The sequence below is a fragment of the Pseudoalteromonas sp. TB51 genome (assembly GCF_000498055.1).
In the GTDB taxonomy this organism is placed as follows: domain Bacteria; phylum Pseudomonadota; class Gammaproteobacteria; order Enterobacterales; family Alteromonadaceae; genus Pseudoalteromonas; species Pseudoalteromonas atlantica.
The window spans coordinates 1-18,259 of the sequence record NZ_AUTO01000330.1 but is presented as its reverse complement, the minus strand read 5'-3'; the positions used below and the strand labels follow the sequence as shown (position 1 = coordinate 18,259).

Here is an 18,259-nt window from a genome sequence, read left to right as displayed (position 1 = left end):
ATATTATATCGGGCGACCCAGGGGCAGGTAAAACAACGCTGTTATCTGATTTAGTAGCCAGAATGTCGCAGCGTATGCCATCACTTTACTGCACTGCTGAGGAGTCGTTGTCGCAGTTTAAAAACCGTGTAAACCGCTTAAAGCTTAACTATAACGCCGATGAGCTTTATTTACTTTCTGAAACTAGCGTAGAAACCATTATTGAAGAGCTTGATAAAAATAAAATTAAGTTTGCTGTTATCGACTCTATTCAAGCTGTTGTAACCGACACTGCAAATGGCAGCCCTGGTTCGCCTTCGCAAGTAAAAAGTGCCGCGCAAGCGCTTACTCAGTATTGTAAGCAAAACGATGTCACTATGTTTATTATTGCCCATGTTAATAAAAACAACGAAATTGCAGGGCCGCAAACATTAGTGCATATAGTGGATGCCTTATTGCACATTGACACGAATGATGGACAGGTACGTACGCTTAGAGCTAACAAAAACCGTTTTGGTGATATTGATACCGTAGGCATTTTTAAAATGTGCGAACGCGGCATGCTAAGTGTTGATAACCCCAGCGAGATTTTTTTATCGGGATCAAGTACTGAATCACCAGGCTCTACTATTACGTGTATCCGAAAAGGTAACCGTAACTTATTGCTCGAAATACAATGTTTAACCACCGAAACCGAAGCCGAATTTCCGCAGCGTGTGTGCGTGGGTTTAAACATGAACCGAATAAAAATGCTCACTGGTATTTTACGCAAACACACCAAAACTAAAATATTTCACGATACGTTTTTTAATATTGTGGGCGGCTTACGAATCGATGAAACCGAAACCTGTATTGATTTAGCGTTAGTAACCGCGCTTTTAAGCAGCTTAAACGAGTTTGTTGTACCGCGTACAACCTGCATTATGGGTGAGCTTAGTTTAAACGGCGATGTGCGCCCAATCGACAGCGGTGTACCACGGGTTAAAGAAGCGGCTCAGCATGGGTTTACTGAAATATTTATTCCGTTTCGTAATTACCATAAATCGATGGAAGGACTAGGGGCTAAAATTACGCCAGTAAAAACCGTGCACGAGTTACTGAGTTTAATTAATTAACGCTTACAGCGGCTGCTGTGCAATGTTACTCTTGAGCAAACACAATTTATATACAGATCAGAATAAGGAAATAGCATGAAAAAACTCGTAATAGCCATAGCCATTGTTGCAGCTGGCGTAGGCGGTGTTAGCTACGCAAACTATGTAGCAACTCAAGAAGTACGTACCGAAGTAGACAAGCAGCTTGCTTTAGTGAGCGATCAAACCGGTGCAACATTTAAATACGCGGGTTTATCGGCAAGTGTTATTTCTCAAAGTGTTGAAATTACGAACATGGAAGTAATTAGCCCTGAAGGTGATAACGTAGCGCATATTCAAAGTATTGAAGTAACCGGTTACGAAACCGATAAAATATCGCCACATACATCGTTTACAGTAAAAAGCTTTCAGTTCGATAAAGACTTTGTAGCAAAACTACCTGCAGATACAAACGAAATGCTTGCCTCTGCAAGTTACGACTTAAGCTCATCGCTCGATTACGATGAACAATCTGGCGACAGCGACGTAGTTTTAAAGCTTGATGCAAAAGATATTGCTAGTTTTAATATGGATGTAGGCCTTGCTAATTCTAAAGCATTAATGGACGCATCCCTTGCGATAAGCAAAGCACAGCAAGAAGCAGGTGACACGCCGCTTACGTACGAGCAAGAGTTACAACAGCAAACCTTAGTTATGCAAGCTATGAGCAAGCTTGAGCCACGTAATATTAATTTAGTACTTAATAACCAAGGCAAATTAAAAGAGCTATTTGTGAGCGAGCTTGAAAAACAAGGTATGACGCTTGAGCAAATGCAAATGACGCTACAGCAACAGTTACAGCAAGCTCCCGTAACTGAAGAAATAGCACAGGCGCTGACTGATTTTGCCAAAGGTTTAAACTCATTAAGCATATCGGCAAAATTGCCTGAAGGTAAAACCATGATGGAAGTAAACCAGCAAATAATGATGTTAGCTGGCCAGCCAGAAGAGCTAGTTAAATTTGTTAATTTAGAAGTTAAAGGCGAGTAAAGTCGTTTTAGCTTTGTAGTTGCCTATATGGTTGGCTGCAAACAATGAAGTTGTTAGAGCGTGGGTATATCTCACGCTTTTTTGTGCAATATAATAATCTGTTTTTAAATGCTTTTTCATTGGTTGAACTGCTTGTTTTTTAGTCTCTGTTTGGCTAGTGTATTAGTTATACATACGGAAATGGACCTAATTATGCGCTTATTTTTAATTCTTACCCAAGTAATAATCTTATCGCTTTCGCCTGCCTTATCAGCTAAAACTAATTTTGAGCACATTATCAAGGTGGAGTCATGCTCTTCGGAAAAATGTAAGGAAGAGTTTAAAAAACTAAAGCGATACTCACGTCAACAGATCCCACTTGCTCAAGAGATGTTGGGCACTTTTTATTATAATGGTTATGGTGTAGAGCAAGATTTAAAAAAAGCAAGAAGGTACTTTTATGAAGCCGCTCGTTGGGGGCTGCCTAATAGCCAGTTTAAACTTGGTATAATGATGATTGAAGGCCAAGGTGGTGAAGTTAATAAAAGCCTTGGCTTTACAAACTTACGACACGCCGCTAAAAAGTTACCAAAAGCAAATTATTATATTGCAGCATATATGCTAACTAATAACCCGACAAAAGATGATGCTTTAGAAGCAAAAGAAAAGCTAGAACTGGCAGCAAATAAGGGCTATGTGAGGGCAAATTTTTTACTAGCTAAAGTGTATGAATCAGCAATTTTAGGTCAATCCAATAAAGAAAAAGCAATTAAGCATTATAAAAAGGCGGCTATAAAAGACCCAAGGGCAAAACTAAAGCTTGCCTCTTTAGGCATTGATTTACCAAGAGAGCCTGAAAATAAAGATATTGAGCGTATAACCGTTGTTAGAGAAAAGCAAACAATGGGTAATTTTATCACTAATATAAAAAATATGCCTAGTATGCGAACCGCCGTATCGAGTCGTATTAAAGGAGGTAAATGCGAGGATAGCATCAGCTGTGAAAGTATAAGTGGTTATGAAAACTTGAAACTGTTTAAGCAAGGCGCTACTCAAGGTTTATAATGGGCACCTAGGTAAATGCGTTGAAATGAGAGCCTAAAGTTAAGTTAGCTTTAAAATAAAAACACCGTATTTATTTTAAACACGGTGTTTATTTAATTATTTTTTACACTTCATCTTTTAGTGAAGAATACGCGCTCTAATTGTACCTTCTACTGCACTTAGCTCTTTAAGTGCAACTTCTGACTGATCGGTATCTACATCAATAACTACATAACCAATTGATTCATCAGTTTGTAAGTACTGAGCGGCAATATTAATACCGTGCTGGGCAAACGCTTGGTTAATTTGTGTAAGTACGCCAGGGCGGTTGTGGTGTACGTGCAATAAGCGGCTACGGTTAGCAAGCTCTGGTAGCGAAACCTCAGGGAAGTTAACCGCTGTAATAGTTGAACCATTATCTGAGTATTTAGCTAATTTACCGGCTACTTCAATACCAATGTTTTCTTGCGCTTCTTGGGTTGAGCCACCAATGTGCGGCGTTAAAATAACGTTGTCGAATTCACGCAGTGGCGATACAAATTCTTCTTCGTTAGATTTTGGCTCAACAGGGAATACATCAATAGCTGCGCCGCTTAGCTTTTTCTCGCTAAGTGCTTCGGCAAGTGCATCAATATCCACTACAGTACCGCGTGAAGCGTTAATTAGTATTGATCCTTGCTTCATTACGGCAAGTTCTGCTGTGCCAATTAGGTTTTTAGTTTGCGGTGTTTCTGGTACGTGTAAACTAATAATATCAGCGCGCTGTAAAAGCTGTGTTAGGTTATGAATTTGTGTTGCATTACCTAAAGAGAGCTTATCTTCAATGTCGTAATACTCTACGTTCATACCTATATTTTCAGCCATAATACCAAGCTGTGTACCTATGTGGCCGTAACCAATAATCCCGAGCGTTTTACCACGCGCTTCAAACGAGCCGGTTGCTGTTTTTAACCAGCCGCCACGGTGCGCTGCTGCATTACGCTCTGGAATACCACGTAATAGTAATAGTATTTCGCCAAGTACAAGTTCAGCCACTGAACGAGTGTTTGAAAACGGTGCATTAAATACTGCAATACCGCGCTCGCGAGCTGAGTTTAAGTCAACTTGGTTAGTACCAATACAAAAACAACCAATGGCTACTAGCTTTTCAGCTGAGTCTAAAACTGCTTGGTTAATATGAGTACGAGAACGAAGCCCTACAAAGTGCACATCTTTAATACGCTCTTTAAGTTCGTCCTCAGGTAGCGATGTTTTTACGTAGTCGATGTTGCTGTAACCATTACGTTTAAGCGTTTCTACTGCGCTTTGGTGAACACCTTCAAGCAAGAGAATTTTAATTTTGTCTTTTGCTAACGATACCTTACTCATAACCTCATCCTATTTAATTTGTGGCCCATTTTTAGTGCCGATAATCACTTTATCAGCGCCGCGCATCGCAAATAGGCCGTTGGTAACTACGCCAACAATTGAATTAATTTGTGTTTCAAGTTGTTTGGCATTACTAATACTTAAATTGTGTACATCTAAAATAACGTTACCGTTATCGGTTACTACGCCTTGGCGGTACACAGGGTCGCCACCAAGTTTTAATAATTCACGCGCTACGTAGCTGCGTGCCATTGGTATAACTTCTACCGGAAGCGGAAAATCACCCAATGTTTCTACTAATTTTGTGTCATCAACAATACAAACAAATTGTTTTGCAACGGCTGCGACTATTTTTTCGCGGGTAAGTGCTGCGCCGCCGCCTTTGATCATTTCGTTTTGGGCATTAATCTCATCTGCGCCGTCTACGTATACATCAAGAGTATCTACATCGTTTAGCTCAAACACTTCAATACCTAACGCGTGTAAACGCGCTGTTGAAGCCTCAGAGCTTGATACCGCACCCGTGATGGTGTCTTTTACTGTGCCTAGGGCATCAATAAAATGATTTACGGTAGAGCCTGTCCCCACACCAACAATGGTGTTTTCTTTTACAAACTCGAGTGCAGCCCACGCAGCTGCTTTTTTTAATTCGTCTTGCGTCATTGTTATGCTCATATTTCAAATGTGTAGTGGGTGTTTATTACCAGTGATAAATTTTATCGGGAGTAATAATGGTTTTAAGTGGAACATCCCACGATTCAATTGGCAGTGCATCTACTTTTTGGCAGCTATGTGCTAAGCCTATAAGTTGCGGTTTTTGCCAATTGTAAGCGTGTAATTGCGCCAGTGTTTTATCGTAAAATCCACCCCCCATTCCTAATCTGTTACCTTGATTATCAAATGCTACAAGTGGCATCAGTAAGTAATCTAAATCAGTTAATGGGCATATTTGAGAGCAGTTCAGCTTAGGCTCCAAGATACCATAGCGATTTGCCCTCATGGGTGAGTTTTTTTCATAGCGTTGAAACAGCAAAGTAGCCCCATTAAATGGGTGTATAACGGGTAAGTAAAGGGTATGGCCTTGTTTCCATAACTCATTAATTAACAATGAGGTATCTAACTCCCCATCGTTACTGAAGTAAATGGCTATATGTTTTTTTGAGACTGTTTTATCGCTATTTAGCTGTTGAGTAAAATTCAACTTTAACTGTGTCGCGGCTTTTTCTTGCTGTTTTTTTGATAGATTATTGCGTAATTGGCGAATAGATTGGCGTATGTGTGTACGTTTATTGCTCATTGTAATTACGCACCTTTGATTAAATAGACACTAAATCAGGAAAAGCTAAGTAAACAGCAAGCACAATAAGTAGTAAAACGGCAGTGGCAATCAGTGAATATAACAAAGTATTGCTACGCGTTTTAACGGGTTCATCGAGCTGCTCGTCAAGCATAAGATCATCTTCTTGCCACTCATCGCTTTCGTCTGTAGGGCTTTTTAGCTCATTGGTTGGAAGTCTTTGTTCTAGCTCTTCTAGTTTTTCTTCTAGGCGGATCAGGCTGCTCGTTATGTAATCAAGGGCATCAAAAATCCGTTCATCACGCTGACTAGCTGCGCTAGGGCTTTGAGTGGGCAGCTCACCTGTGGCTTGTAACTTACTTTTAATGCCTAGGCTTGCCAGTAATTTGGCTTGCTTTAAGGCTTTGTCTTTATTGCTAGGTGCAAAGAGTGCTTTGCCATTAAAAAACTGAGTTACTTTATCTTCAGACGTTTTTAGCTTACTTGCTAAATTTACGCAGGCCGTTTTAGCCTCAGTGCCCTCGGCGAGTCCTACAAACATAACGCGAAAATTATTGGCCATTTACTTATCCCTTAAGCTTTTATTATGCAAAGAGTATATACCTAAAACCGTACGAAATTCGAGGGCTAGCTAATACCAATTTAATTCAAAACACGATTAGTTTAGCGTATTAAATAGCGCATTGACTGCGTTAAAATTATTTATATAAAATAACTGTACGCCGTAAATTCCTTTGTTATTGCACTATTTATTGGGTGCTACGATAAACAACTAAATTAATGCAATTGATATAAATAGTATAATTAGCCTTTGCTTTAGATATAAAAACGGCCCTTAAAAGGGCCGTTTATTATTTAATGCATTTTGGCTTAAAGGCCAGCAGCTGCGCGAAGTGCGTCTGCTTTATCTGTACGTTCCCATGGGAATTCGTCACGACCAAAGTGACCGTATGCCGCTGTTGGTTGGTAAATTGGGCGCTCTAAATCAAGCATTTGAATTAAGCCGTAAGGGCGTAGGTCAAAGTGCTCACGAATAAGCTCAATTAAACGACCTTCTTCAAGCTTGCTTGTACCAAAGGTTTCAACGCTGATAGAGGTAGGCTCTGCTACACCAATTGCGTAAGATACTTGTAGCTCACACTTATCAGCAAGGCCTGCAGCCACTACGTTTTTAGCTACGTAACGTGCAGCGTATGCAGCTGAGCGGTCAACTTTTGATGGATCTTTGCCTGAGAAAGCACCACCACCGTGACGTGCCATACCACCGTATGTATCTACGATAATTTTACGACCTGTTAAACCACAATCGCCCATTGGTCCGCCAATTACAAAACGACCCGTTGGGTTAATGAAAAATTTAGTCGCGCTTGTAATAAGCTCTGCAGGAAGTACCGGCTTAATGATGGTTTCCATCACGGCTTCTACTAAGTCATTTTGCGAAATTTCTTCAGCGTGCTGAGTAGAAAGTACAACTGCATCAATACCTACTGGCTTGCCGTTTTCGTATGCAAAAGTTACTTGAGATTTTGCATCTGGGCGTAACCAGTTAAGCTCGCCGCTTTTACGTACTTGCGCTTGGCGCTGTACTAAACGATGTGAGTAAGTAATTGGCGCAGGCATTAGTACTTCTGTTTCGTTACATGCATAACCAAACATTAAGCCTTGGTCGCCAGCACCTTGTTCTTCTGGGCTAGTACGGTCAACACCTTGGTTAATATCAGGAGACTGCTTACCAATAGTGTTTAAAATTGCACACGAGTCTGCATCGAAACCCATGTCTGAATGCGTGTAGCCAATTTCACGTACTGTTTTACGTGTAATTTCTTCAATATCAACCCATGCGCTAGTGGTAATTTCACCACCAACCATAACCATACCGGTTTTTACGTAAGTTTCGCACGCAACACGGGCATGAGAGTCTTGCTCTAGGATAGCATCAAGTACCGCATCAGAGATTTGATCGGCGATTTTATCCGGATGACCTTCAGAAACAGATTCAGAAGTAAATAAATGTTTTGCCATTGTATTTCTGCTCACAAATATTGCGCTTCACAAACGTCGGTATTAGCGCTAAAAAATTAAGGGGCGTATTTTATCTAAAACAAAACACCTTGCATAGTGTTTTTACGCCTAGACGTCTAAATAAAATGAGTAATAACTTTTTGGTCTTAAAAAATATTCATAATAGCCCATTTTTATGGGGTTTTTAATTGCACACTGCACCCACATTAAGTAAGAATGGTTGCTATAACAGCTCTTAAGTTACTTAAGGGTATTAACGAACACATAAGTACCCGCGCAAATACACATAAAGGTAGGAGAATTCATGCCATCTCGCAAAGAACTTGCAAATGCTATTCGCGTCTTGTCAATGGACGCAGTACAAAAGGCCAAATCTGGCCACCCTGGAGCCCCAATGGGCATGGCCGATATCGCAGAAGTATTATGGCGCGATTATCTAAAGCATAATCCAACTAATCCAGAGTGGGCTGACCGTGACAGATTTATTCTTTCAAATGGCCACGGTTCAATGCTTATCTATTCTCTATTGCACCTAACTGGTTACGACTTACCACTTGATGAAATTAAAAACTTCCGTCAAATGCATTCTAAAACGCCAGGCCATCCTGAGTACGGTTATGCACCAGGAATTGAAACTACTACGGGCCCACTAGGTCAGGGGATCACAAACGCGGTAGGTATGGCGATTGCTGAAAAAGCGCTTGCTGCACAATTTAACCGTGAAGGCCACGACATTGTTGATCACTACACGTATGCATTTATGGGTGATGGTTGTTTAATGGAAGGTATTTCTCATGAAGCATGTTCACTTGCTGGCACATTAGGCCTTGGCAAGTTAGTGGCTTTTTGGGATGACAACGGTATTTCAATCGATGGTGAAGTAGAAGGTTGGTTTAGCGACGATACACCAGCACGCTTTAAAGCGTACGGCTGGCATGTAATAAGTGACGTTGATGGCCACGACAGCGATGCTGTTAGTGCTGCAATAGCAGAGGCTCAAAGTGTTACTGACAAACCATCACTAATTTGTTGTAAAACAGTGATTGGTTACGGTTCACCTAATAAATCTGGTAGCCACGATTGTCACGGCGCGCCATTAGGTGATGACGAAATTACAGCATCTCGCGAATTTTTAGGCTGGTCTGGCGGTGCATTTGAAATCCCTGATGATATTTACGCACAGTGGGATAGCAAAGAAAAAGGTCAACAGCTTGAATCTAGCTGGGACGAAAAATTTGCGGCATATGCAAAGGCATACCCAGAGCTTGCAGCTGAATATAAGCGCCGTATTAACAACGAACTCCCAGGCGATTGGGCTGAAAAATCTCAAGCGTACATAGAGCAACTACAAGCAAACCCTGCAAATCCTGCATCTCGTAAAGCGTCGCAAAATGCATTAAATGCATTTGGCCCGTTATTACCAGAATTCATGGGTGGCTCAGCCGATTTAGCTGGATCAAACTTAACAATTTGGGATGGCTCTAAAGGGCTAACTGCAGATGATGCAAGCGGTAACTACGTTTACTACGGTGTACGTGAGTTTGGTATGTCGGCAATTATGAATGGTATTGCGCTTCATAAAGGTTTTATTCCTTACGGTGCAACGTTCTTAATGTTTGTTGAATACGCAAAAAATGCGGTACGTATGGCTGCGCTAATGAAGCAACCAAGCATTTTTGTATACACGCACGATTCAATCGGCCTAGGTGAAGATGGTCCAACTCACCAACCGGTAGAGCAAATTGCTAGCATGCGTTTAACGCCTAACTTATACAACTGGCGCCCATGTGACCAAGTTGAGTCGGCAATTGCATGGCAACAAGCTATTGAGCGTAAAGATGGTCCTACATCACTTATCTTTACTCGCCAAGGTCTTGAGCAACAAGCGCGTGACGCACAGCAATTAGCAGATGTTAAAAAGGGCGGTTACATCCTTAGCTGTGACGGCGAGCCAGAGCTAATTATTATTGCAACAGGTTCTGAGGTACAACTAGCACAAGACTCTGCAACAGAGCTACGCAGTCAAGGTAAAAAGGTACGTGTTGTATCTATGCCATGTACTGATGTATTTGAAGAGCAAAGCGCACAGTACAAAGAAAGCGTACTACCGGCAGCCGTTACACGCCGCGTAGCAGTAGAAGCAGGTATTGCTGATTACTGGTACAAGTACGTGGGCCTAAATGGCGCAGTAGTAGGTATGACCACCTTTGGTGAGTCGGCACCTGCTGGTGAGCTGTTTGAGTACTTTGGCTTTACAGTAGAGAACATTGTAAATAAAGCAAACGCGTTGTTTTAACCGTTAGCTTTAATATTTTAAAGCCCGCCCTGTGTAAAACAGGGCGGGCTTTTTTGTTTGCTAACTGAGTTATAAAGTGGCGTAGTAGCCTTAAGCTACTGCATCACACTGCTTGAAATACGTAGTACTTTTTTAGCTTAAAGCCTTTTGAGCTTGAATTTCAGATGAGTAATTTTCACAGCGCTTTTCTTGCAAGGCTATGACCTATCAGGCAAGGTGGTGGCCGATTAAATAAAATAATACAACAGGAGTGAGGATGTCTCAGTTTGAAAATGTAAGCGTAATTAAAAAAGCGAACGTGTATTTTGACGGTAAAGTATCAAGCCGTACCGTGGTATTTAACGATGGCACAACCAAAACGCTAGGTTTTATGCAACCAGGTGAATTTGTATTTGATACCAGTAAAAAAGAACTCATGGAGCTATTAGGCGGCCAGTGGGACATTTTATTACCGGGCGAAACGCAGTGGAAAACATTTATCGCAGGCGAATCATTTAACGTTGATGCCAATGTGAGCTTTAAAGTAAAAGTGAGTGATTTTGCTGACTATTGCTGTTCGTACAGAGACTAAACGCTAAAGGCTAGACGTCTGAAAGCCCATACTTTATGGGCTTTGCATAAACTTTGCACAACTTATAATTTAAATCAGTTTAAGTAACAAATTAATTTCAAAAATCAGTGCTTTTTCCTTGTGTTAATCTAAATAGCCCCCAATACTATTTATGAGGTAACAAATAAAAGGATACCCTATGAAAATTAATCTTTCTGGTCACCATGTAGACGTTACTAACTCTATTAGAGAGCATATCAACGAAAAGTTTTCAAAAATCGAGAGCCACTTTCCATCACTTATCGCACTCGACATTATATTGTCTAAAGAGCATCACAAAATCCAAGCAGAAATTAGCACAAATTACGAAGGTGCGCGTATATCGGTAAAAGGGGAAAACGAAGTTATGTACCCGGCGATTGCAAGCGCAGCTAAAAAACTCGATGCAGCACTAAAACATCGAAAAGGGCAAATAAAAGCAAATTTACACGAAAAGCCTGTAAGCACAACGCCAGAAATAGCGCACGAAATCATCCAAGAGATGGAACTAAAATAAGATTTAGTCCCAAAGTACTATAAAAAAGAGCCTTACGGCTCTTTTTTATTGCCTTTAATTTAGGTAAGTTATGCAGCCTTCGGTGTTATTAATTATTAAAATTAATAACCAGAGCGAATAACACACATAATTTGAGAAATTAATGCAGCAAACACACACCTCTTGGAAATCTCGATTGGGCGCACTAGGCCCTGGTATCTTAATGGCAACCGCAGCAATTGGCGGCTCTCACTTAGTTGCATCTACTCAAGCTGGCGCGCTATTTGGCTGGCAACTGTTTTGGCTAATTCTCGTTGTTAACGTATTAAAGTACCCGTTTTTTCGCTTTGGTATGGAATACACCCTAGCAACCAAAAACAGTTTAGTAGAAGGCTATAAAAATAAAGGCCCTGTCTATTTTTATAGTTTTATTGGCTTAAATATACTTGCCGCCATAGTTAATACCGCAGGGGTGCTATTACTGACTGCAAGCTTGCTTCATTATGCACTGCCAATAGTGATAGAAGTCACGCTACTGTGTTGGATATTGCTCGGTGTGTGTTTAGCTATTTTATTACTTGGGCACTTTAAAGCGCTCGACAGCGTTGCTAAAGGCATTATGGGGCTATTAACGCTTGCTACTGTTATTGCACTGGTTATCGCGTTTAGTAATGGCCCAATGGCACCAGCTGACTATATTGGCCCATCACCTTACGAGTTGGCTATGCTGAGCTTTATGGTCGCGTTAATGGGCTGGATGCCGGCACCCATAGAAATATCAGCCCTTAGTTCGCTGTGGCTTAAAGAAAAACAAACTCAGCAAACGGTTACTAAAAGCCAAGGTTTATTCGATTTTAACGTAGGCTATTGGCTAACAGCCTGTTTAGCATTGGTATTTTTTAGCTTAGGTGTGCTGGTGCAATATGGGCAAAGCAGCAGTATTGAGCTTGGCGGTGTTGCCTTTGCTAAACAGCTTATTGATATGTATGCACTGACTATTGGCGAGTGGGCAAGGCCACTTGTATCAGCCATTGCTTTTTTATGTATGTTTGGTACTACACTCACCGTGCTTGATGGCTACGCACGTACACTTAACGAGTCACATAAACTACTTGGCTTTAAGCAATCTAAACACAGTTTAAATATTTGGTTAGTACTGCAGGCCTTTGCCGGTATGGCCGTTATTTTATTTTTTAAATCGGCCCTTGGCCCAATGCTTACCTTTGCTATGACACTTGCTTTTGTCACTACCCCCGTTTTTGCATGGCTTAACTTTAGCCTAGTGCGCTCAGAGCCCGCCATTAAACACAGCGTACTATTGCGCAGCTTAACGTGGTTAGGCTTAATGTACTTGGTTGGTTTTGCTGTTGCGTTTGTGGTGTGGAAGCTAGCAGCTTAATAAAAATAGCTATTTACTTTAGGGCTTTAATTAAAGCCCTAAAGAATTAAATTCAAGGGTTAAATGGGGTGTAAATGGATATTAGAACAGACGCGCTTTCAAACCCACACATTATAAAGTTTCTACAAGCGCATCATAACGATATGCTAAAACACTCACCTGTTGAAAGCGTACATGCACTTGATGTAACTAAAATCACTCAGCCCAATATAACTTTTTATAGCTTATGGATTGATAATAATTTAGCGGGTGTTGGCGCATTAAAAGCGCTCAATGCCACGCATGGCGAAATTAAATCCATGCGCACCTCTAGCAACTATTTACGCCAAGGCATAGCCGCTAAGTTACTCACCCATATTATTGAGCAAGCAACACTGCAAGGGTATAAAAAGTTAAGCCTAGAAACTGGAACAGCAAAAGCATTTTTACCTGCGCAAAAGCTTTACACTCAATTTGGTTTTAAAGAGTGCGAGCCGTTCGGTGATTATCAGCTAGATCCGTATAGCTTGTTTATGAGTAAAGTGCTTTAAAGTGAGTAGGGGATATTATGGTTTATAGCGTTGAACTGAAAGCTCCAGCACAGGATGAATTTGCTAATTTACGTACACAAGTAAAGTGGCAAAACCCTGACGATAAAACATTAAAAGCAAGCATCGAAAATTCATTGTTTTGGGTCATTGTATACGACACGGATAAGTTAATAGGCACTGGCAGAGTGGTTGGTGATGGCGCAATGTATTTTTATATTCAAGATATAATTGTTGCGCCAAGCTATCAAAAACAAGGCATTGGTCATTTAGTTATGACCCACATTGAAAACTACCTAAGCAGCACCAGCCCTAATGGCGCTACAATCGCTTTATTAAGTGCTCACGGTAAAGAAAGCTTTTATACACAATATGGTTATGTAAAGCGTGACGGCGATGTTTTAGGGTTAGGAATGTGTAAGTTTATTAGCAAGTAATAATAAATATTGCTGAATTTTTTTATATTTTACATTAACGCGGTAAGTCGGGTTGTTTCTGGTAAATTCATCATTATTGTCGGATGGTGTGGCTTCGCCACTTATCCGACCTACGTCAAAGGTAGGTTGGTTAAGCCAAAGGCGCCACCCAACAACGTTATAGGTTCACGCCTGAAGCTCCGCTGCTAGTTCTGAGCCTTCGTAAATTAACATTCTAACTCAGCTCTTTAATCGCTTTACTTATCCCAGCTAAACTCTGTGGTTACATGCGGTTATCAATCAACTGTTTTATAAAATCAGTTGATTGATAGTGCGGCGAATGCTCAACGAGTTGTGAGTTTAGCCAATCTAGCCTAATTGCTACTCATTTGAGTAAACAATAATTTCATCAGAATTTGGTAATTTATAAAATCCAACATTTTTTGATTGTTTACCCATGAAATCAATAGCATATTTCATCTCTGAAATTGTTCTTACTGTAGAAAACTTATCTTTAAAACATGCTGAGAATTCGTATGTGAAAGATGTTGACTGATCATAACCTCCCAGCTCTAAAAGGTTATATTCAGTAAAAGGATCTGGCCCTAAAATTTGATGAGAGGTAATAAAAGGCACCCTAGAGTCTTGTGATTTCCAGTCATTCAAGCATTTAGCTTCAACATTGCTTGCTAATAAATAAATGCTTTCATCCTTTTTAGAGTCACTTATAAAGATAGTAATAAAAACCATATTGATAATAAGTGATGCAAACAAAACTAATTTTAATATATTCCTATTATTCATTTTAACTCAGCTCTTTTATCGCTCTACTTATTCCATCCAAGCTCAGCGCATACATGCGATTGTTCATTAACTCTTTTATAAAGCCAATTGATTGATAGTACGGCCAGTGTTCAACCGGTTGTGGGTTGAGCCAGGCGACTTTATCAAAGTGGTTTGTGACTCGTTGTAACCATGCACTGCCGGGCTCTTCATTGTAGTGCTCTACTGAGCCGCTGGGGTACGCTATTTCGTATGGGCCCATAGTGGCATCACCTACAAATATGACCTTGTAGTCGCTGGTAAATTTATTAATCAGCGTCATGGTGTCGATGATGTTTGAATGGCGACGCGCATTGTCTTGCCAAACGTGCTCGTATAAGCAGTTATGAAAGTAGTAAAACTCTAAATGTTTAAACTCGCTGTGGGCGGCGCTAAATAGCTCTTCGCAAGTATGAATGTAGTCATCCATTGAGCCGCCAATATCAAACAGCATTAATACTTTTACCGCATTGTGGCGCTCGGGTGCCATTTTTACATCCAGCATGCCGCCTTGTTTGGCAGTAGCGCGAATGGTCTCGTTTAAATCAAGGGTGTCACTTGCGCCTGTGCGGGCAAATTTACGTAATTTTTTAAGGGCGAGTTTAATAGTACGAGAGCCAATTTCGCGATCAGAGTCTAAATTGCGGTATTCGCGCTTATCCCACACTTTTACCGCTTGGCGATTACGGTTACCCTCTTGCCCTATACGCACGCCTTCTGGGTTATAGCCGTATGCACCAAAAGGTGATGTACCACCAGTGCCCACCCATTTATTGCCGCCTGCGTGGCGTTTTTGTTGCTCTTGTAAACGCTCTTTTAGGGTTTTCATTAGCTCGTCGAGCCCACCCATGGCTTTTAGCTGGGCTTTTTCTTCATCGCTTAGGTGTTTTTCAAACTCTTTGCGCAACCAGTCTTTAGGTAAGTTGTGCTGTTGTTTTAAACTTTCGAGCAAATCAAGGTCGGCAATACCGCTAAAATAGTCGCTGAAGGCTTTGTCGAACCTGTCAAAATGGGTTTCGTCTTTTACCATTATGGTGCGGGCTAAATGGTAAAAGCCATCTACATCGGCAAATATAACGCCTTTTTTTAAGGCGTTTATTAAATCGAGTAGCTCGCGCAAGCTTACCGGTAAGCGGTATTTGCGCAGCGTGAAAAAAAACTGTACTAGCATGTTAGCGACGGCTCATAAACGCAAGTTTTTCGATGAGGCTTATGTCTTGCTCATTTTTAAGCAGTGCGCCAAACATCGGCATTAAGCCGCCTTTTTGGGCTTTATCGTGCAGTGTTTTAGCGTCTATATCTTCGGCCATTAAAAGCTTTAACCAATCCAGCAGTTCGCTGGTGGAAGGTTTCTTTTTAAGACCGTTGGCTTCACGTAAGTTAAAAAATACTTCGAGTGCTTGGCGAACTAAATCTTGTTTAACGTTAGGGTAGTGCACATCAACGATTTGCTGCATTTCTTCGCTGCTTGGAAAATCAATATAGTGAAAAAAGCAGCGGCGTAAAAATGCGTCCGGTAATTCTTTTTCATTATTGGAAGTGATGATCACAATAGGGCGTTCTTTCGCTACAATGCGCTCGTTAGTTTCGTAAACATGAAACTCCATTTTATCAAGTTCGAGCAGTAAGTCGTTCGGGAACTCGATGTCGGCTTTGTCTATTTCGTCGATTAAAAGCACTGGGCGTTTGCCGTTAAGTTCAGCGTAGTTAAACGCTTGCCACAGCTTACCTTTAACAATGTAGTTGCCAATGTTATGTACGCGCTCATCGCCTAATTGGCTGTCGCGTAGGCGCGATACCGCGTCGTATTCGTACAAGCCCTGTTGTGCTTTAGTGGTTGATTTAATGTGCCACTGAATAAGCTCGGTATCTAAGCTTTTAGCAAGCTCTTCAGCCAGCATGGTTTTACCTGTACCTGGCTCACCTTTAATTAATAAGGGCTTTTCAAGCATAATAGCGGCATTTACAGCCTGTTTAAGCGAGCTGCTAGCGATGTAGTTGTCGGTAGAATTAAATTGCACGGGTTCCCCTTACCTGGTCTGATCAGTGTTGTATGTGATTATAATGCCATAGTTAATCTGCAGCTCCAAGGTAGGCAAAGCGTGGAATAGTGTGTCCATCTTTTTCAACGGTTTCTAAAAACATACTTAGTGGGCGTGCCCACATGCCGTACTCGCCATACAGGGCTTGGTATATAACTAGTTGCTCATCGGTTTCACTGTGTGTTGCTACGTAAAATACTTTGTATTGTGGGCCTTTGTAGTGTTGATATATGCCTGGTTTGAGGGAAAGCGGTTTTATTGCTGTAGTCATGTTTTGATCTCTTGTATAATTGCGTTTGCTTTTTATTATGCCAAAGAATACACCAACACTATGAATTATATTTCGCTCGATGATCACAAAAAAGCCTGGGTTTTTCGTCATAAAGACCTCCCTGTATCTGAAGAAGACGCTGCGCGTATTAAGCCAATGACCAGCGAACGTGCTGCGGTGCTTTGGAGCACTATGGTGAGCCGCGAGTTCGACCACCCCGATTTTTTTGATAAAACTGATTGGTGCGGTAAAGAAGAAAGCTTTAGCGATGAAGTAAATTGGGAAGATGCGTGGGAAAATGGCGACGAAAGCTTACCACAAGCCATTTTGGATCATTTAGATTGGCAGGCTAATACCACCGTATATTTTTGTATGGCACGCGATAACGTTATAGAAACCACCTTTGATGTATTTAAACGTAATTGGCAAAACTTTATGTTTTTAGCTGATGGCAGTTTATTAATTGGTAAAAAGCGTAATACCGTGGTGCAATTTTTAGAAAGCGGCATTGCTAAATTAGGTGAAAAGCCAAGCGCTTAAATTGCCTAGTGCGCTTAAAAAATAGCCGCTATTGTGCTATAAAACAGCTACCTAATTGTTTTTTGAGTATAACTATTGGTAGCGAAGAGTCAGCTACTTGCAGCTCAGCAGCAAGAAATATGGCAAAGTGATGCGCAAAAAGTGCTGTATGCACAATTGTGCAATGCGTTTTATCAGCGAGAGGTACAGCGCTTAGTTGCTGAGCCTAATGCTGATAAACTACGCCGCCAATTAAAAAGCTTACCGTATTATATAGAACGGGCGGCGACTTTGGTTGCCAATGGGAGTTCGCCGTTTACGCTCGACTCACAAAATGGCTCTTGGCTTGAAAAACAAAAGCCAACACCGCCAGAGGTTAACGCTCAGGCAAATGAACTTTTTTATAAAAAATATGCCCAAGTGGGGCTAATAGTGCCGGTGTTAATAAATAGCCATGACCAAGTGAGGCTAAGAATAGACAGCATAGATCAAGTAAGCGACAATAAACTGCACTGTAATGAACTAGGCTGGTTTGATTTTTTTGGCAAGGGCCTAGAACAAGCAAATGCGCAGTTGGTAAAACCCAGTAAAATGAGTTTAACAGCGGCGTGTTGCGGGCATCAGTGGCAATTTTCAAAACGCTGCGCACCTAGGTTGCTTTCACTTAGAGAAATGCTATTAGCGGGTAATATTAATTGGCGTAATATAAAACGCCCACGAGCCTAATTTTATTTAAAAACGAATAGGGAGTGTTAAATGCGGTTTTTTCAGCTTGGCCTGTTGTGCTTAGCACTGTTTATACAATACCGACTTTGGTTTGGCCATAACGGTGTGCAAGACTATACGCGTTTAAAAGCAGCCGTGGCTTCTCATCAACAAACTAACGAAAAACTAATTAAGCGCAATAAAGTACTCACCGCCGACATAGAAGATTTAAAGCTTGGCCAAGAAGGCATAGAAGAGCGCGCTCGTAACGAATTAGGAATGATTAAACCGGATGAAACATTTATACGTGTTTTACCGGGCAAACAACATGAAAAATAATAATTCAATAGCTGCCATTGTACCCG

Annotated in this window: 21 protein-coding genes; 12 read left to right on the top strand and 9 right to left on the bottom strand. The window is 41.0% G+C overall.

Features of this window, described 5'->3' with window-relative positions:
* The 3 genes from L650_RS0120845 to L650_RS0120835 form a co-directional block, all read left to right on the top strand.
* Positions 1 to 1,094, top strand: a 1,094-nt coding sequence (locus L650_RS0120845) for an AAA family ATPase (protein ID WP_029774279.1), incomplete at its 5' end; no start/stop codon positions are given.
* A 75-nt stretch (positions 1,095 to 1,169) separates the two neighbouring features.
* Positions 1,170 to 2,102, top strand: a complete 933-nt coding sequence (locus L650_RS0120840; RefSeq protein WP_029774278.1) for a hypothetical protein — start codon at positions 1,170 to 1,172, stop codon at positions 2,100 to 2,102.
* 192 nt (positions 2,103 to 2,294) lie between these two features.
* A complete protein-coding gene (locus L650_RS0120835) occupies positions 2,295 to 3,146 on the top strand; it encodes a tetratricopeptide repeat protein (protein ID WP_029774277.1) in 852 nt (283 codons plus the stop codon).
* Positions 3,147 to 3,263: 117 nt separating this feature from the next.
* On the opposite strand, the gene serA is transcribed toward L650_RS0120835, so the two are convergent.
* From serA to metK, 5 genes are all read right to left on the bottom strand, one after another.
* A complete protein-coding gene (gene serA / locus L650_RS0120830; protein ID WP_004586164.1) occupies positions 3,264 to 4,493 on the bottom strand; it encodes a phosphoglycerate dehydrogenase in 1,230 nt (409 codons plus the stop codon).
* A 9-nt stretch (positions 4,494 to 4,502) separates the two neighbouring features.
* On the bottom strand, positions 4,503 to 5,156 hold the full coding sequence (gene rpiA, locus L650_RS0120825; RefSeq protein WP_029774276.1) for a ribose-5-phosphate isomerase RpiA: 654 nt from the start codon (positions 5,154 to 5,156) through the stop codon (positions 4,503 to 4,505).
* Positions 5,157 to 5,193: 37 nt separating this feature from the next.
* The gene (locus L650_RS0120820; RefSeq protein WP_029774275.1) at positions 5,194 to 5,790 is read right to left on the bottom strand and encodes a 5-formyltetrahydrofolate cyclo-ligase; all 597 of its coding nucleotides are present in this window, start codon (positions 5,788 to 5,790) and stop codon (positions 5,194 to 5,196) included.
* 19 nt (positions 5,791 to 5,809) lie between these two features.
* Complete coding sequence (locus L650_RS0120815; RefSeq protein WP_029774274.1) at positions 5,810 to 6,352, bottom strand: hypothetical protein; 543 nt, start codon at positions 6,350 to 6,352, stop codon at positions 5,810 to 5,812.
* Between the two features lie 308 nt (positions 6,353 to 6,660).
* Positions 6,661 to 7,812, bottom strand: a complete 1,152-nt coding sequence (gene metK, locus L650_RS0120810; protein ID WP_004586168.1) for a methionine adenosyltransferase — start codon at positions 7,810 to 7,812, stop codon at positions 6,661 to 6,663.
* Between the two features lie 304 nt (positions 7,813 to 8,116).
* On the opposite strand from metK, the gene tkt reads away from it, so the two are divergent.
* The 6 genes from tkt to L650_RS0120780 all read left to right on the top strand — a co-directional run bounded on the left by tkt (position 8,117) and on the right by L650_RS0120780 (position 13,556).
* Positions 8,117 to 10,108: a transketolase gene (gene tkt, locus L650_RS0120805; RefSeq protein WP_029774273.1), complete on the top strand. Its 1,992-nt coding sequence runs from the start codon at positions 8,117 to 8,119 to the stop codon at positions 10,106 to 10,108.
* Between the two features lie 256 nt (positions 10,109 to 10,364).
* Entirely contained in the window at positions 10,365 to 10,679 is a 315-nt protein-coding gene (locus L650_RS0120800) for a pyrimidine/purine nucleoside phosphorylase (RefSeq protein ID WP_029774272.1), read from the top strand.
* A gap of 178 nt (positions 10,680 to 10,857) precedes the next feature.
* Positions 10,858 to 11,214, top strand: a complete 357-nt coding sequence (gene hpf / locus L650_RS0120795) for a ribosome hibernation-promoting factor, HPF/YfiA family (RefSeq protein WP_024033129.1) — start codon at positions 10,858 to 10,860, stop codon at positions 11,212 to 11,214.
* Between the two features lie 142 nt (positions 11,215 to 11,356).
* Entirely contained in the window at positions 11,357 to 12,592 is a 1,236-nt protein-coding gene (locus L650_RS0120790) for an NRAMP family divalent metal transporter (RefSeq protein ID WP_029774271.1), read from the top strand.
* Between the two features lie 74 nt (positions 12,593 to 12,666).
* Positions 12,667 to 13,122 carry a GNAT family N-acetyltransferase gene (locus L650_RS0120785; RefSeq protein WP_029774270.1) on the top strand — a complete coding sequence of 152 codons (456 nt, stop codon included), beginning with the start codon at positions 12,667 to 12,669 and terminating at the stop codon, positions 13,120 to 13,122.
* A gap of 17 nt (positions 13,123 to 13,139) precedes the next feature.
* Complete coding sequence (locus L650_RS0120780) at positions 13,140 to 13,556, top strand: GNAT family N-acetyltransferase (protein WP_029774269.1); 417 nt, start codon at positions 13,140 to 13,142, stop codon at positions 13,554 to 13,556.
* 360 nt (positions 13,557 to 13,916) lie between these two features.
* Here L650_RS0120780 and L650_RS0120775 read toward each other — a convergent pair whose 3' ends face one another.
* The 4 genes from L650_RS0120775 to L650_RS0120760 are packed head-to-tail and all read right to left on the bottom strand — an operon-like array spanning position 13,917 to position 16,670.
* Complete coding sequence (locus L650_RS0120775) at positions 13,917 to 14,339, bottom strand: hypothetical protein (RefSeq protein ID WP_029774268.1); 423 nt, start codon at positions 14,337 to 14,339, stop codon at positions 13,917 to 13,919.
* A gap of 1 nt (position 14,340) precedes the next feature.
* Positions 14,341 to 15,528 (bottom strand): vWA domain-containing protein, encoded by a 1,188-nt coding sequence (locus tag L650_RS0120770; RefSeq protein ID WP_029774267.1) that lies wholly within the window; start codon positions 15,526 to 15,528, stop codon positions 14,341 to 14,343.
* A gap of 1 nt (position 15,529) precedes the next feature.
* On the bottom strand, positions 15,530 to 16,378 hold the full coding sequence (locus L650_RS0120765) for an AAA family ATPase (RefSeq protein WP_004586178.1): 849 nt from the start codon (positions 16,376 to 16,378) through the stop codon (positions 15,530 to 15,532).
* A 52-nt stretch (positions 16,379 to 16,430) separates the two neighbouring features.
* Positions 16,431 to 16,670: a DUF1653 domain-containing protein gene (locus tag L650_RS0120760; RefSeq protein ID WP_029774266.1), complete on the bottom strand. Its 240-nt coding sequence runs from the start codon at positions 16,668 to 16,670 to the stop codon at positions 16,431 to 16,433.
* Between the two features lie 60 nt (positions 16,671 to 16,730).
* On the opposite strand from L650_RS0120760, the gene L650_RS0120755 reads away from it, so the two are divergent.
* From L650_RS0120755 to ftsB, 3 genes are all read left to right on the top strand, one after another.
* The gene (locus L650_RS0120755; protein WP_024033120.1) at positions 16,731 to 17,210 is read left to right on the top strand and encodes a DUF2947 domain-containing protein; all 480 of its coding nucleotides are present in this window, start codon (positions 16,731 to 16,733) and stop codon (positions 17,208 to 17,210) included.
* 75 nt (positions 17,211 to 17,285) lie between these two features.
* Positions 17,286 to 17,915: a hypothetical protein gene (locus L650_RS0120750; RefSeq protein WP_029774265.1), complete on the top strand. Its 630-nt coding sequence runs from the start codon at positions 17,286 to 17,288 to the stop codon at positions 17,913 to 17,915.
* 30 nt (positions 17,916 to 17,945) lie between these two features.
* Positions 17,946 to 18,233, top strand: coding sequence for a cell division protein FtsB (gene ftsB / locus L650_RS0120745; RefSeq protein ID WP_004586182.1), 288 nt, complete (start codon positions 17,946 to 17,948; stop codon positions 18,231 to 18,233).
* Positions 18,234 to 18,259: the final 26 nt, after the last annotated feature.